General features: G+C 71.9%; 12 protein-coding genes. 3 read left to right on the top strand and 9 right to left on the bottom strand.

Annotated elements, in window-relative coordinates:
- From HF519_RS05795 to HF519_RS33210, 5 genes are all read right to left on the bottom strand, one after another.
- A partial coding sequence (locus HF519_RS05795; RefSeq protein WP_169410823.1) for a multicopper oxidase family protein occupies nucleotides 1-1149 on the bottom strand: 1149 nt, incomplete at its 3' end.
- Entirely contained in the window at nucleotides 1146-1379 is a 234-nt protein-coding gene (locus HF519_RS05790; RefSeq protein WP_246242553.1) for an SHOCT domain-containing protein, read from the bottom strand. The genes HF519_RS05790 and HF519_RS05795, both read right to left, overlap by 4 nt.
- A gap of 82 nt (nucleotides 1380-1461) precedes the next feature.
- Nucleotides 1462-3969 (bottom strand): heavy metal translocating P-type ATPase, encoded by a 2508-nt coding sequence (locus tag HF519_RS05785; protein ID WP_169410821.1) that lies wholly within the window; start codon nucleotides 3967-3969, stop codon nucleotides 1462-1464.
- A 58-nt stretch (nucleotides 3970-4027) separates the two neighbouring features.
- Complete coding sequence (locus HF519_RS05780) at nucleotides 4028-4243, bottom strand: SHOCT domain-containing protein (protein WP_211169597.1); 216 nt, start codon at nucleotides 4241-4243, stop codon at nucleotides 4028-4030.
- Between the two features lie 86 nt (nucleotides 4244-4329).
- The gene (locus HF519_RS33210; protein ID WP_369009233.1) at nucleotides 4330-4650 is read right to left on the bottom strand and encodes a DUF2933 domain-containing protein; all 321 of its coding nucleotides are present in this window, start codon (nucleotides 4648-4650) and stop codon (nucleotides 4330-4332) included.
- A gap of 188 nt (nucleotides 4651-4838) precedes the next feature.
- On the opposite strand from HF519_RS33210, the gene HF519_RS05770 reads away from it, so the two are divergent.
- From HF519_RS05770 to HF519_RS05760, 3 genes are all read left to right on the top strand, one after another.
- Complete coding sequence (locus HF519_RS05770) at nucleotides 4839-5321, top strand: cation:proton antiporter regulatory subunit (protein ID WP_169410815.1); 483 nt, start codon at nucleotides 4839-4841, stop codon at nucleotides 5319-5321.
- 5 nt (nucleotides 5322-5326) lie between these two features.
- Nucleotides 5327-6499 (top strand): cation:proton antiporter, encoded by a 1173-nt coding sequence (locus HF519_RS05765; RefSeq protein ID WP_169410813.1) that lies wholly within the window; start codon nucleotides 5327-5329, stop codon nucleotides 6497-6499.
- Between the two features lie 246 nt (nucleotides 6500-6745).
- Nucleotides 6746-7663: a universal stress protein gene (locus HF519_RS05760; protein ID WP_169410811.1), complete on the top strand. Its 918-nt coding sequence runs from the start codon at nucleotides 6746-6748 to the stop codon at nucleotides 7661-7663.
- Nucleotides 7664-7797: 134 nt separating this feature from the next.
- Here HF519_RS05760 and narI read toward each other — a convergent pair whose 3' ends face one another.
- The 4 genes from narI to HF519_RS05740 are packed head-to-tail and all read right to left on the bottom strand — an operon-like array spanning nucleotide 7798 to nucleotide 14646.
- The gene (gene narI / locus HF519_RS05755) at nucleotides 7798-8523 is read right to left on the bottom strand and encodes a respiratory nitrate reductase subunit gamma (protein WP_169410809.1); all 726 of its coding nucleotides are present in this window, start codon (nucleotides 8521-8523) and stop codon (nucleotides 7798-7800) included.
- Entirely contained in the window at nucleotides 8520-9164 is a 645-nt protein-coding gene (gene narJ, locus HF519_RS05750) for a nitrate reductase molybdenum cofactor assembly chaperone (protein ID WP_169410807.1), read from the bottom strand. The genes narI and narJ overlap by 4 nt, the downstream gene beginning before the upstream one ends.
- The gene (gene narH / locus HF519_RS05745) at nucleotides 9161-10912 is read right to left on the bottom strand and encodes a nitrate reductase subunit beta (protein ID WP_169410806.1); all 1752 of its coding nucleotides are present in this window, start codon (nucleotides 10910-10912) and stop codon (nucleotides 9161-9163) included. The genes narJ and narH overlap by 4 nt, the downstream gene beginning before the upstream one ends.
- Nucleotides 10913-10914: 2 nt before the next feature.
- Nucleotides 10915-14646: a nitrate reductase subunit alpha gene (locus tag HF519_RS05740; protein ID WP_211169596.1), complete on the bottom strand. Its 3732-nt coding sequence runs from the start codon at nucleotides 14644-14646 to the stop codon at nucleotides 10915-10917.
- Nucleotides 14647-14783: the final 137 nt, after the last annotated feature.

The following is a 14783-nucleotide window of genomic DNA, read 5'->3' as shown; positions in this document are numbered from 1 at the left end:
GGTGAAGCCCATCCCGCTCCCGCCCATACCCATGGCGAAGGTGATCTCGCGGCGGGCGGTGACGGGGTCGGTGTTCGGTGTCCGGGCCGGCAGGGATGCCGGTAGGGGCGGCGGCTGCCGGGGTGGCCCGTCGACGCTGAGGGTGGCCAGGGTGGCCGGTTCACTGGTTGCGTCGCGCCCTCCCATCATGCCGCCGGTTCCGGTGCTGCCGCGGTCGTAGGCGTCGGTGAGGAGCTCGAAACGCCCGGCCCTGTCGGGCCGGATGAGGATGTCGGCGCGGTTGCCGGGGGCGAGCACGATGCGGCCCGGACCGGCGGGGCCGGGCAGGAACGCGGCGTCGAGCATGATCTGGGTCAGCTGCTGTCCCGGCAGTCGCAGCGGCAGGACCCGGGAGGTGCAGCCGTTGATGATCCGCCATCGCTGCACGGTTCCGGTGCTGGCCGCGATGGTGGGCTGATGTTGGCCGTTGACCAGCACCAGCCGGCCCTGCCGGCCCATCATCCGGTCCATCGGGCCGGCCACGACGATCCGGCCGTCGGCGTCGAGGGTGGTGTCGGTGATGAGCAGGACCCGATCGGCGGCGACGGGCAGCTCCGGGCCGCGGTCGACCAGCAGTGCCCCGGCCAGGCCGCCGAAGAGCTGGTCGGCCACCGTGCCGTGGTGGTGCGGGTGGTACCAGAAGGTGCCGGCCGGATGGTCGGGTGGGATGCGGTACAGGTAGTCGAACGAGGTGCCGGGGTCGATCCGCAGAAACGGGTTGTCGGAATTGCCCTGAGGGGACACCTGCAGGTCGTGGGTGTGCAGGTTGGTGGGCTGGTCGAGCCGGTTGGTCAGTCGGACGGCGAGGTCGTCGCCGGGGCGCACCCGCAGGGTCGGTCCCGGCGAGGTGCCGTTGTAGCCCAGCGCAGCGTTGTCGCGCCCGGCCAGGCGGGCGCCCGGGGCTGCGGTCAGCACGATCGCCAGTCGGCCCTCGCGGCTGTCCAGTACCGGTGGTTCCAGGAGGTCCTCGCCGGTGGTGCCGGCCGCCGGCAGGCCGCCCGGGGTGCTCGCGTTCTGGGCGAGTAGGCCGGTAGTGCCGGCGACGAGGCTGGCCGCGCCGAGCCCGCCGAGGACGAGCGCGCCCCGCCGGCTGATCGGTCGTGGGGTCATGGCAGCTCGGCCCGACGCCGGCGGTATTCCTGCTCGTCGATCTCGCCGCGGACGTAGCACTCTTCGAGGATTCGGCGCGCGACCGAGAGGTCGGTCGGCGAGCCTGCGCCCCTGCCCAGCACGAGTTGGTAGGCCGCAAAGCCGAGCAGGACCAGCCCGACCAGCACGAGGGCCGGCCAGATCCAGAACCAGCCCATCATCGGACCGCCCCAACCGCCCATCATGGTCATCACTCCCTGTCGGTGCCGGACTTCCTGTCTGTGCCGGATCCGGCGGGCCTGCGTGGTCGCCGGGTCACCCCTGTCCCGCGGATCAGGCGTCACTGCGTGCGTTGCTGCGAGGTAGGGGTGTCGAGCGCGGCTCGGATGTATCCGGAAGGCGGCCCTGGTGGCCAGAGCGTCCGGCCACCGGCCGGGCCCGGGCTGCGGCGGTCGGCCGGACCGTGACGGCGGTTTCCTCAGCAGGTGTTGCCGGTGGGTGAGGCAATCGGAGGCGTTTGAGCATCAGCGCGTTGACGGCGACGAGGAGGCTGGAGCCGGACATGGACAGCGCCGCGATTTCGGGGCGCAGCACCAGCCCGAAGGCGGGTTCGAAGGCTCCGGCGGCGATGGGCAGCGCGACGGCGTTGTAGCCGACGGCCCAGCCGAGGTTCTGGCGCATCTTGCGCAGCGTGCCGCGGCCGATCTGCAGCGCGGTCGGTACATCGAGCGGGTCGGAGCGCATGAGCACGACGTCGGCGGTCTCGATGGCGACGTCGGTACCGGCGCCGATGGCGACCCCAAGGTCGGCCTGGGCCAGCGCAGGCGCGTCGTTGACCCCGTCCCCGACCATGGCGACCCGGCGGCCTTCGTCCTGCAGCTTGGCGATCCGGGCGGCCTTGTCCCCGGGTAGCACCTCGGCGACAACGCTGTCGATGTCCAGCTCAGCGGCGATACGCCGGGCGGTGGCCTCGTTGTCCCCGGTCAGCATCACGACATCGACGCCCAGCTCGTGCAGCGCGAGCACCGCGGCCGCCGCCGAGGGTCGCGGGGCGTCGGCGAGGGCGACCAGACCTGCCGGCCGGCCGTCCACGGCCACCAGGACGGTGGTGCGCCCGCTGGAGGCGAGGTCCTCCCGGCGGGCGGTGAGCGGACCGAGCGCCACTCCCTCGCGTTCCATCAGCCGGCGGTTGCCCACCGCGACGCGGTGGCCCGCGACCGTGGCAGTGGCGCCGTGGCCGGGCACGTTCTCGAACCCGGTGACGGTCAGCCGTTCGACGGTCCGGGCGTCGGCGTGCGCGACGACGGCCCGGGCCAGTGGGTGCTCGGAGTCTCGCTCGACGGCGGCGGTCAGCGTGAGCAACTCGTCCTCGTCGAAGCCTTGGGCGACCAGGTCGGTGACCTCGGGTTCGCCCTTGGTGAGGGTGCCGGTCTTGTCCATGACGACGGTCTGGATGCGCGCGGCGGACTCCAGCGCGGCGGCGTTCTTGAACAGCACCCCGCGCCGGGCGGCGAGCCCGGTCCCGACCATGATCGCCGTCGGGGTGGCCAGTCCGAGCGCGTCCGGACAGGTCACGACGACCACGGTGATCGCGAACAGCAGCGCCGTCGCCAGCGGCTGGTCGGAGAACAGCGCCCACGCGGCGAAGGTGGCTGCGCCGCCGAGCAGCGCGACGAACACCAGCCAGAACGCGGCTCGGTCGGCCAGGCGCTGCCCGGGCGCCTTCGAGTTCTGCGCCTGTTGCACCAACGAGACGATCTGCGCCAGCGCGCTGTCGGCGCCGACCCTGGTCGCTCGCACTCGCAGCGTGCCGGCGGTGTTGATGGTCGCGCCGATCACCTCGCTGCCCGGGCTCTTGCGCACCGGCAGGCTCTCCCCGGTGACCATGGACTCGTCGACCTCCGACTCGCCCTCCTCCACGAGCCCGTCCACGGCGATCTTCGAACCGGGCCGTACCAGCAGGACGTCGCCGGCGACGACCTCGGCGGTGGGCATCTCGATCTCACGCCCGCCGCGCAGCACCACCGCCTTGGGCGGGGCGAGATCCAGCAGTGCCTGCACCGCGTCGTTGGCCCCGCCACGGGCGCGCATTTCGAACCAGTGACCGAGCAGCACGAACGCACACAGCACGGTCGCGGCCTCGTAGAACACCTCGCCGCCGCCGGTGAGGGTGACCAGCAGCGAATAGCCCCAGCCGGCGCCGACCGCGACGGCGACCAGCACCATCATGTCCAGGGTGCGAGCCCGCAGCGCCCGTACCGCCCCGTCGAAGAAGACCCACGCCGAGTAGAAGATCACCGGCAGGCTCAGCAGCAGCGAGAACACGTCGTCGCGCAGCCCGAACGGGGCCGGTACCGCGAAGCCGAGCACCTCCCGGCCGATCGGTGACCACAACAGCACCGGGACCGACAGCACCGCCGCGACCAGGAACCGGTTGCGCATGAGGGCGACCATCGTTGCCATCGACATCTCGCGCCCGCCGTGACCCACCCTCTCGTGCGGCGAGGGCTGCGGGGCGGGCACGCGAGCGGTGCCGGCGTCAGGGCCCCTGGGGGGCTCGATCATCGGGTCGCAGACGTGCCGGGGGACCGACTGCCCGCGGCAGTGATAGCTGCAGTCGCGCACCCACTGGGTCAGCTCGGCCACCGAGGTCCGCTCGGGGTCGTAACTGACGGTGGCGGACTGGGCGACGGGATTGGCCGCCACCGCCAGCACCCCGGGTCGGCGCGCGAGCACCGCCTCCACGACCCGCTTCTCGGTGGCCCACTGCACGCCGGACACCTCGATGACCGCCGTCAGCACGGTCCCGTCGGACCGATGCCGATCATGTGCGGTGTCCATGGCGTGTCCGGGATGAGAAGTAACGGGGCGGCGAACCCGCTGCCCCGACCGGGCGAGCTCAGGGTTCGACGAACGGACGGGCACGCTCACGCAGCGTGTGGAGGCGCTGGCGGTACTCCTGCTCGTCGATCTCGCCCCGCGCGAATCGTTCGGCCAACAACTGTTCCGGAGTGGGCCGGGCCGACATCGACCGGTCGCCGCGCACCAGGAAGCGCACCAGCGCGATCACCCCGCGAATGATCAGAGCCCAGAACAGCACCATGCTCACGGTCATGAGGGCATAACCCCAACCGCTCATCCCAGGCCCGTACCACCACATCATCTCGCGACCTCTCTTCTGTTCTCCGGACGGTGCGACGCCTACCGACCCTGCTCACGGCCGGCTGGACCGCGGATCGCAGTGTGGTCACCCATGGAGTGTTCGGGTTCATCTCGGCGGTCGCGCCCACCCCCGCGGTGTCCCCCCGCCACCATGAAGATCATCATCAGCGGGCAGGCCAGCACGGCGGCGAGAACCACCGGATTCGAGACCGGGACATCGAAGACCACCGCCCGACGACCAGCATCGCGGCGGACGAGACGAAGAACGGCAGATGCTGACGCTTCATGACAGGGCCTCCTCGGCCGGTCAGCACCGATCCTGCCCCGGAGCCGGGCGGCGAGGCAGCGGCCGATGGCCATGGCCGAGCACACCAAAGGTCCCGCTCGCCGGGAGACCATGGATCCCTGAACTCTCAGCCTTGCTCGGCGGCAGTCCGGGCCCACCGCGGGGTGGACGCACGGGTGCACGATCCGTGCCACCGACACGGGGGCCGTTCCCCCGACCAGGCTTCCACGCCTGGTGTGAGACCGGCTGCCATTCTGAGGGCATGGACGTGAACGAGGTGCTGCTTCCCGGGGTGGGGCTCCGCTACGAGTTCGACACGGCGGAGGGGAACCGCATCGGGATCGTGGCACGTCGGGACGGCCGCTTCGAGGTGGTGGACTACGACCGGCGGGATCCGGACCGGTCGCGGCTGCTGCTCCGGCTGACCGAGGAGGAGGCCGACGCGGTGGCCGAGATCCTCGGGGCGCCGCGCATCGCCGAGCGGTTCGCGGACCTGACCAGGGAGGTGCCTGGTCTGAGCGCGGGCCAGGTCGAGGTGGCGGCCGACTCCCGCTACGTCGACCGCCCGCTGGGCGAGACCCGGGCCCGCACCCGTACCGGCGCCTCGATCGTCGCGATCGTGCGGGGCGAGGCCGTGATCGCCTCTCCGAGCCCGGTGGAGGTCCTGCGCGCGAAGGACGTCCTGGTGGTGATCGGCACCCCGGACGGCATCGCCGGTGTCGACCGGATCATCCACGCCCCCTGAGTCACGTGCACACGTCGGTGGCCCTGCTGCTCGAGCTGGGGCTCATCCTCACGGCGTTGAGTGCGCTCGGCGCACTCGCCCGGCGGTTCGCGTTGACACCCGTACCGCTCTACCTGCTCGCGGGCCTCGCCCTGGGCGAGGGCGGTATCGCGCCGGTGCCCGCCGCCGACGAGTTCGTCGAGATCGGGGCCGCCATCGGCGTCGTACTCCTGCTGTTGACGCTCGGCCTGGAGTTCTCCCTCGGCGAGTTCGCGGCAAGCGCGCGCCGCCACGTGCGGTCGGCCGTCGTCGACCTGGTGCTCAACGCGACACCGGGCGCGGTCGTGGGCTGGCTCGTCGGGCTGAGCCCGCTGGGCGTCCTCGCGCTCGCCGGGGCGACCTGGGTCTCCTCGTCGGGGATCATCGCCCGACTGCTCACCGATCTCGGCCGCCTGGGCAACCGGGAAACCCCTGCTGTGCTGTCGGTCCTCGTCCTGGAGGACTTCGCGATGGCCGCCTACCTGCCGCTGCTGACCGTGCTGGCCGCCGGCGGCAGCTGGTGGCAGGCCGGTCTGGGCGTGCTCCTGGCGGTGGGCGCGGTGGCGGTCGCGTTCGTCGCGTCGCGGCGCTGGGGCCATCAGATCGGCCGGCTGCTGTCCCACCCCGAACCCGAACAGCTCATGCTGCGCGTGCTCGGCACGACGTTGGTGGTGGCGGGGCTTGCCGAGCTGGTCGGTGCGTCCGCCGCGGTCGGCGCGTTCCTCGTCGGGCTCACCCTGACCGGCGTCGTCGCCGACCGGGCCCGGGCCGTGCTGGCCCCGCTGCGGGACCTGTTCGCCGCGACCTTCTTCCTCGCCATCGGCTTCGCCGTCGACGTACGCGCGCTGCTGCCCCTGCTGCCCGCCGCGATCGCGCTGGCCGCTGTCACCGCGGGCACGAAGGTGCTGACCGGCGCCTACGCGGCATCGCTCGACGGCGTCGGACGGTGGGGACGCCTGCGCGCGGGCACCGCGCTGATCCCTCGTGGCGAGTTCTCCATCGTCATCCTGGGCCTGGCCGCGGTGGCCGATCCGACGCTGGGTGCGCTGGTCACGGCCTACGTCCTCGTGCTCGCGATCACCGGCCCGGTCCTCGCTCGCCTCGTGCGGGCGCCACTGCCTGCACGGAGTGGCCCGAACGTCCGAGTGGACCGACGGTGACGCGGCAACCGCGAGTGCGACCGCGGTGCACATCGCGCGGGTCACCGCCGGGCGTCCGGTAGCGGCGCCGACGACGGGAGGTGGGTCGGTCGGGCGGCCCCCGGTTTCCGCGCGACCGTTCGGTCCCCGGACAGGTGCCGCAGAAGGTCAGCGACGGGGGGACCGTGCGACCCGCGCATCGAGGGCCGAGAGCCACTGCGATCCCGGCCGCCGCGCTGGCAACGTCTGCCCCGACGAGGAGGAGCGATGATTGCTCAGCATGCCGGCCTGCCGGTGGTTGCCGGGGTCGACGGGTCGGAGCGGGCGCTGCAGGCGGTCCGTTGGGCGGCGCGGGAGGCCGACCGACGCACGGTGGCGCTGCGGCTCATGACCGTGTGCGGATGGATGACGGACCAGCATCCCGAGGGTCCCGGACTGAGCCCGGAGTACCGCGAGAAGCTGCTGACGGTGGCCCGTGGCCACCTCGGCACCGCTGTCACCGCAGCGCGCGAGGTGGCCCCCGGCATCGAGGTCGCGCAAGAGGTCCGCGCCGGCTTCCCGGCGCCCGTACTCACCGAGGAGTCGACGCGGACCCAACTGCTCGTGCTGAGCGACCGCGGCCAGGGCGGGTTCACCGGGCTGCTGCTCGGCTCCGTGGCCGTGGCCGTGGTTGCGCACGCATCGTGCCCGGTGGTCGTGGTCCGCGCATCGATGTCCGCGGGCCTCGTACCCGACACGGGCCCGGTGGTGGTCGGGGTGGACGGGTCGCCGACGAGCGAGGCGGCGCTCGCGTTCGCCTTCGACACGGCGGCGCGGCGCCGGGCGCCGCTGCTCGTGGTCCATACCTGGCAGGACCTGATGCTCGACCCCAAAGTGGCTCCGCTGCTGGACTGGGACGCCAGGGCTGCCACCGAGCGCCGTGTGCTGGCCGAGCGGCTGGCCGGCTGGTCGGAGAAGTACCCCGACGTCGAGGTCCGCCGACTGGTCACCCGTGACCGGCCGGCCCGCGCTCTGCGGGAGCAGTCGGTGGATGCGCAGCTCGTAGTCGTCGGCTCCCGCGGCCGGGGCGGGTTCGCCGGCCTGCTGCTGGGCTCGGTCAGTCAGACGCTGCTGCACCACTCGCACTGTCCGGTCGCCGTCGTCCGGCCCGCCGAAACAGAGGGCGCTGCTACTGGGCCTGTCTGATGCTCACCTCACCTTCCGACGACGTGGCAGGCCTGCTTGCGCCGAAACGACCAGGGCGCGTCCTGGCGCCCGGCCCCGACCAGGGCCGATCGCTGCGTCTACAGCGGGCCGGCGAGATCCTCGTGGAGGGATCGTCAGATCGGTTCCCACCCGCGGCGTGCCGGGCGCACGGCAGGACCGCCCTGCCGTGATCGGTAGACGATGTAGGGTCGGAACAGATACCCGACGGGCGCGGTGAACGCGTGCACCAGCCGGGTGAACGGCCAGATCGCGAACAGCAGCATCCCGATGAGGGCGTGCAGCTGGAACGCCGGCCCGGCCGCGCTCATCGAGGCGACGTCGGGCTGCAGCACGAACAGCGACCGGAACCACGGCGCCACCGACAGCCGGTAGTTGTGCTCCTCACCGCCTGCCGCGCCGAGCAGCGTGGTCGCGAGCCCAACGACGATGGCCGCGACGAGCACGACGTACATCAGCTTGTCGTTGCGGGTGGTGGCCATGAAGACCGGACCGGTGGTGCGCCGCCGCCAGATCAGGATCCCGATCCCGACCAGCGTGCAGAACCCGGCGATGCCGCCGAGCAGCAGCGCCTGCACGTGGTAGGCCTCCTGGCTCAGCCCGGCTGCGTCGGTCCAGCTCTTCGGGATGATCAGCCCGATCACGTGGCCGATGATCACGACGAGGAGCCCGAAGTGGAACAGCGGGCTGCCGATGCGCAGCAGCCGCGACTCGTGCAGCTCCGATGACCGCGTCGTCCAGCCGAACTTGTCGTAGCGGTAGCGCCAGACGGTGCCGAGGACGAGGACGGCGACGGTGACGTAGGGCAGCACGCCCCAGAGCAGGACGTCCCAGGTGCTCATCGGGGTTCTCCGGTGGGGATCGGGGTGAACGGTGCGAGCTCGAGCCCGACCTGTTCGCGCGGTGGCCCACTGCGCGCCAGCGCCTTCGCCGCCGCGACGTCGGCCGGGGACGGCCCCGGTAGCAGCGCGCAGACCGCTTCGACGGGCGCGGCGTACGGGGTCCCGGCGTCGAGGAGGGCGAGCCGGAGCAGCTCGAGCCCGGCCCGGTACTCCTGGAGCAGGGCGAGGCCGTCGGCGAGGTCGGCGGTGGCGGCGTACTCGCAGACGACCGGAAGGTAGTCGGGCAGTTCGTCGCCGCGCAGGTCCAGCCCGGCCGTCCGGTAGCGTGCCTTGAGTGCGGCGAGCGCGGGGCCGCGGCGGCGGGTGTCGCCGTCGGTCCACCAGGTCAGGTACAGGCAGCACCGCCGCCGGGTGTCGAAGACCTCGACGTAGTGCTCCGCCAGTGCGGCGGGCGGGACGGCCGCGGCGGAGTCGAGGAAGCGGCCCAGCCGCTCACGCGGCCTGTCCTCGGGAAGCGCCTGGACGGCGTCCCGGACGACCGGCAGCGCCGCCAGCACGGTGTCGTCGGGGTACTGCAGGCACACCGAGGCCGCCTGCAGCACGACCGCGGACTCGCGCGCCCCGATCGGCCCGGGGCTCATCGGCGGTCCTCCAGCGTCGGTGCCCCGGCCCTGCGGTCCGGTTCGGCGCCGCCCTCGGTGATGTCCCCGGGTTCGGGCGACGCCTCGCGCGGCGGCGGGAAGAGCCCCGGTGGGCGTCCCTTGCCGTCCCAGTTGAGCAGGTTGATCCGTGCCCGCGGAGTCTGGGGGTCGGCGATCCCCTCGCTGGTCTGGCGCACCCGCAGGGCGTGGAAGGTCTCCACGGAGACCGGGACGGGCCGGCCGGAGGCCTCACCGAACGGGCCGCTGCCCGTCTCGAGGCCCATCCCGGGACCGCCGTCGACGTCGAGGCTGCAGCCGATCTCCTCGAGCTGGTGAGCCTCGCCCTCGTAGGCGGTGGGGATGACGTAGCGCTCGTCGTACTTGGCCAGCGCCAGCAGCCGGTACATCTCCGTGATCTGCTCGGCGTCCATGCCGACGGCCGCCGGGACGGACTCGTCGATCTCCCGGCCGAGCGTGACGTCCCGCATGAACGAGCGCATGGCGGCGAGCTTGCGGAGCACCTCGGTGACCGGCCCCGGGTCGCCGGCGGTGAACAGCTCCGCGAGGTACTCCACCGGGATGCGCAGGGCGTCGATCGCGCCGAACAGGTTGGGCGCGGACTCGCCGTCGTGCCCGGTCTCGACCAGCCGGTCGACGACGGGGGACAGCGGCGGGATGTACCAGACCATGGGCATGGTGCGGAACTCCGGGTGCAGCGGCAGGGCCACCCGGTAGGTCTTGGCCAGCCGGTACACCGGGGAGCGGCGGGCGTGCTCGAGCCAGTCCTCGGCGATGCCCTCCTGGCGGGCGGCGGCGATGACCTTGGGGTCGTTCGGGTCGAGCAGCAGGTCGAGCTGGGCGGCGTAGAGGTCGCACTCGTCGGCGACCGATGCGGCCGCAGTGACCTTGTCGACGTCGTAGAGGAACAACCCGATGTAGCGCAGCCGGCCCACGCAGGTCTCGCTGCACACCGTGGGCAGCCCGACCTCCACGCGGGGGTAGCAGAAGGTGCACTTCTCGGCCTTGCCGGTGCGGTGGTTGAAGTAGACCTTCTTGTACGGGCAGCCGGTCACGCACATGCGCCAGCCGCGGCACTGGTCCTGGTCGACGAGCACGATGCCGTCCTCGGCGCGCTTGTACATCGCCCCGGACGGGCAGGATGCCACGCACGACGGGTTGAGGCAGTGCTCGCAGATCCGCGGCAGGTAGAACATGAAGGCCCGCTCGTAGTCGAACTTGACCTTCTCCTCGGACTCCGCGCGGATCCGTTCGACGATGGGGTCGTGCGGCCCGTGTTCGGGGGCGCCGCCGAGGTCGTCGTCCCAGTTGGCGCTCCACTCCACGGCCAGGGACTTGCCGGAGATCAACGACTTGGGCTGGGCGACGGGGAAGTCGTCGCCGAGCGGGGCGTCGGTGAGGTTCTCGTAGTCGTAGGTCCAGGGCTCGTAGTAGTCGCGGATGTTGGGCAGCACCGGGTTGGCGAAGATGGTGAGCAGCTTGTGCAGGCGCCCACCGGCCTTGAGCTGCAGGCGCCCGCGGCGGTTGCGCACCCAGCCGCCCTTCCAGGTCTCCTGGTCCTGGTAGCGGCGGGGGTAGCCCTGCCCGGGCCGGGTCTCGACGTTGTTGAACCACACGTACTCGACGCCGCTGCGGTTGGTCCAGGCCTGCTTGCAGGTGACCGAGCAGGTGTGGCACCCGATGCACTTGTCGAGGTTCATGACCATGCCCATCTGGGCCATCACACGCATCGTCAGTACTCCACGTTCTGGCCGGCGCGGCGGCGGACGACGGTGACCTCGTCGCGCTGGTTGCCGGTCGGCCCGAGGTAGTTGAACGCGAACGACAGCTGGGCGTAGCCGCCGATCAGGTGGGTCGGTTTGACCAGGATCCGGGTCAGCGAGTTGTGGATGCCGCCGCGACGGCCGGTTGCCTCGGACTTCGGGACGTTCACCACGCGCTCCTGCGCGTGGTAGACGAAGACGGTGCCGGCCGGCATACGGTGGCTGACCACGGCGCGCAGCACCATCACGCCGTTGCGGTTCACGGCCTCGACCCAGTCGTTGTCCCGCACGTCGATCGCCGCCGCGTCCCGGTCGCTCATCCAGACCACGGGCCCGCCGCGGGAGAGCGAGAGCATGAACAGGTTGTCCTGGTACTCGGAGTGGATCGACCACTTCGAGTGCGGGGTGAGGTAGCGGACGGTCACCGAGGCGCCGTCCGCCGCGACCTCGCCGGGCCGGTTCTCGCCGAAGAGCCGCGACATGTCCAGCGGCACGCGGTAGATCGGCAGCGTCTCGCCCATCTCGTGCATCCAGTCGTGGTCGAGCAGGAAGTGCATCCGCCCGGTGAGGGTGTGCCAGGGCTTGGACCGCTCGACATTGACCGTGAACGGCGCGTACCGGCGCCCGCCGGTCTCGCTGCCGGACCACTCGGGGCTGGTGATCACCGGCACGGGGCGGGCCTGGGTGTCGGTGAAGGTGATCCGCTTCTCCTCGCTGCCCTCGGCGAGGTCCGCCAGTCGGGTGCCGGTGCGCCGCTCCAGCTCCCGGAAGCCCTGCACGGCGAGCCGGCCGTTGGTCGTGGCGGACAGGGCGAGGATGGCCTCGGCCATCTTGGCGTCGGTGTCGATCGCCGGGCGGCCCTCGGCGACCCCGCCGAGCATCACCCCGTTCTTCGCTCCGAGGTAGGCGATCTCCTCGTCGGGCCGGTAGGTGACGGCCTTGGTCGTCATCCCGAGGCGGTCCACCAGGGGGCCGACGGCCGCCATCTTCTCCGCCACCGCGGGGTAGTCCCGTTCGACGACCACGAAGTTCGGCATGGTCCGCCCGGGCACCGGCTCGCACTCGCCGGCCCGCCAGTCCAGAACCCGGCCCCCCGGCTGCGCGGTCTCGCCCGGCGTGTCGTGCTGCAGCGGCACCGCCACGACGTCGCGGCGCACGCCGAGGTGGGTGCGGGCCAGCTCGCTGAACCGGCGGGCGATGGCTCCGAAGGCGTCGAAGTCGGTGCGCGCCTGGAACGGCGGGTCGATCGCCGGGGTGAACGCATGGACGAACGGGTGCATGTCCGTGGTGTTCAGGTCGTGCTTCTCGTACCAGGTCGCGGCCGGGAGGACGACGTCGGAGAGCAGCGTCGAGCTGGTCATCCGGAAGTCCAGCGACAGCAGCAGGTCGAGCTTGCCCTCCGGTGGATCCTCGTCGCGCCAGGTGACGTCGCGGGGCCGGCGCTCGGCGGGGGTCTGCTCGGCCATCAGGTTGTCGTGCGTGCCGAGCAGGTGCTTGAGGAAGTACTCGTCGCCCTTGGCCGAGGAGCCGAGCAGGTTCGCCCGCCACAGGGTGAGGCAGCGCGGCCAGTTCTCCGGCGCGTCGGGGTCCTCGATCGCGAACCTCAGCTTCCTGTCCCGCAGCTGTGAGACGACGTGGGCCGGGACCTGCCGGCCCGCGGCCGCGGCGTCGTCGGCGACGTCGAGCGGGTTGCGATCGAACTGCGGGTAGGACGGCATCCAGCCCAGCCGCGCGGACAGCGCGATGGTGTCCATCGTGTGCAGGCCGGCGAGCCGGCCTGTCGCCAGCGGGGAGGTGAGCGCGTCGGCGCGGTAGCCGTCGTAGCGCCACTGGTCGGTGTGGGTGTACCAGTACGCGGTGCCGATCATCTGACGCGGTGGGCGCTGCCAGTCGGTGGCCATCGCCATCGTGGCCCACCCGGTGACCGGGCGGCACTTCTCCTGGCCGACGTAGTGCGCCCAGCCGCCGCCGTTGCGGCCCATCGACCCGGTGAGCATGAGCAGCGCGAGCACGGCGCGGTAGGTGGCGTCGCCGTGGAACCACTGGCAGATGCCCGCGCCCATGATGATCATGGTGCGGCCGTGCGACTCCTCGGAGTTGGCGGCCATCTCCCGCGCCACCCGCACGACCTGTTCGGCCGGCACCGAGGTGATCGACTCCTGCCACGCGGGGGTGTACGGCTCCGCCGGGTCGCCGTAGCCCGTGGGCCACCGACCGGGCAGCCCGTCGCGTCGCACGCCGTACTGCGCGAGCATCAGGTCGAAGACCGTGGTGACCAGCCGCCCGGCGACCCGGCGCACCGGCACCCCGCGGCGCAGCACACCACCGGTGCCGTCGAGCGCGTCGAAGCGGGGCAGCAGCACCTCGGCGGCCTCGACGCGGTCGGGGGTCAGAACGGTGAGCTGGGGGGCGACGTCGCCCAGGTCGAGGTTCCACCGCCCGACGCCGGACTCGGTGTAGCGGAACCCGAGCGAGCCGTTCGGCACCACCGGCTCGCCGGTGCGCCCGTCGAGCAGCACCGTTTTCCACTCCGCTCCCTCACCGGCGTCGCCCAGGTCGGCCGCGGTGAGGAACTTCCCCGGCACGTGTGCCCCGTCGCGCTCGTCCAGGGTGACCAGGAACGGCAGGTCGGTGTAGCGCCCGACGTGGTCGACGAAGAACGGCACCCGCCGGTCGACGAAGAACTCCCTGAGCATGACGTGGCCCATCGCCATCGCGAGCGCCCCGTCGGTACCCGGTTGCGCGGGCAGCCAGGTGTCGGCGAACTTGGTGTTGTCGGCGTAGTCGGGAGAGACGACGACGACCTTCTGCCCCTTGTAGCGCGCCTCGGCCATCCAGTGCGCGTCGGGCGTGCGGGTGATCGGGACGTTGGAGCCCCACATCAACAGGTAGGTGGCGTTCCACCAGTCCCCGGACTCCGGGACGTCGGTCTGGTCGCCGAACACCTGCGGGGAGGCCACCGGCAGGTCGGCGTACCAGTCGTAGAACGACGTCATCGTCCCGCCGATGAGCTCGATGAACCGCGAGCCTGCTGCGTGGCTGACCATCGACATCGCCGGGATCGGCGAGAAGCCCGCGATCCGGTCGGGGCCGTAGGTCTTGATCGTGTGCACGTGCGCGGCGGCGACGATCTCCACCGCCTCGTCCCAGGACACCCGCACGTGCCCGCCCTTGCCGCGCGCGGACTGGTAGCGGCGGCGCTTGTCCTCGTCGCCGGTGACCTCGGCCCAGGCCGCCACCGGGTCGCCGAGCCGGGCCTTCGCCTCGCAGTACATCTCGACCAGCACCCCGCGGGCGTAGGGGTAGCGCACCCGGGTGGGGGAGTAGGTGTACCAGGAGAATGCCGCGCCGCGCGGGCAGCCGCGCGGCTCGTACTCCGGGGAGTCCGGCCCGACCGAGGGGTAGTCGGTCTGCTGCGTCTCCCAGGTGATGATCCCGTCCTTGACGTAGACCTTCCACGAGCACGAGCCGGTGCAGTTCACCCCGTGCGTGGAGCGCACCACCTTGTCGTGGCTCCAGCGGTCCCGGTAGAAGACGTCGCCCTCGCGGCCGCCCACGCGGAACACCGCCCGCAGATCGTCCGAGGTCTCCCGGCGGGTGAAGAACCGCCCGATCCGCAGCAGCGCATCGGCCGCAGGGCCGTCCGTTCCGCTCCGCGAGGCGGCCGCCGGACCATTTCCTGTTCCCGCATGGAGAGCCATGCCCGCGTCCTTTCGCAGCTGATGGCCCTCCTGACCCTGGCATTCGGATCCCAACAGATCAATGCCGAAGGTCCCGACGACGCGAACGAAAGGTCCCTGCCGATCAAGTACCCGGCGCAGGACCGTTGACAGCCGAG

The organism is Pseudonocardia bannensis (assembly GCF_012911875.1).
Lineage (GTDB): Bacteria > Actinomycetota > Actinomycetes > Mycobacteriales > Pseudonocardiaceae > Pseudonocardia > Pseudonocardia bannensis.
This window is presented reverse-complemented; position numbering and strand designations above follow the sequence as displayed.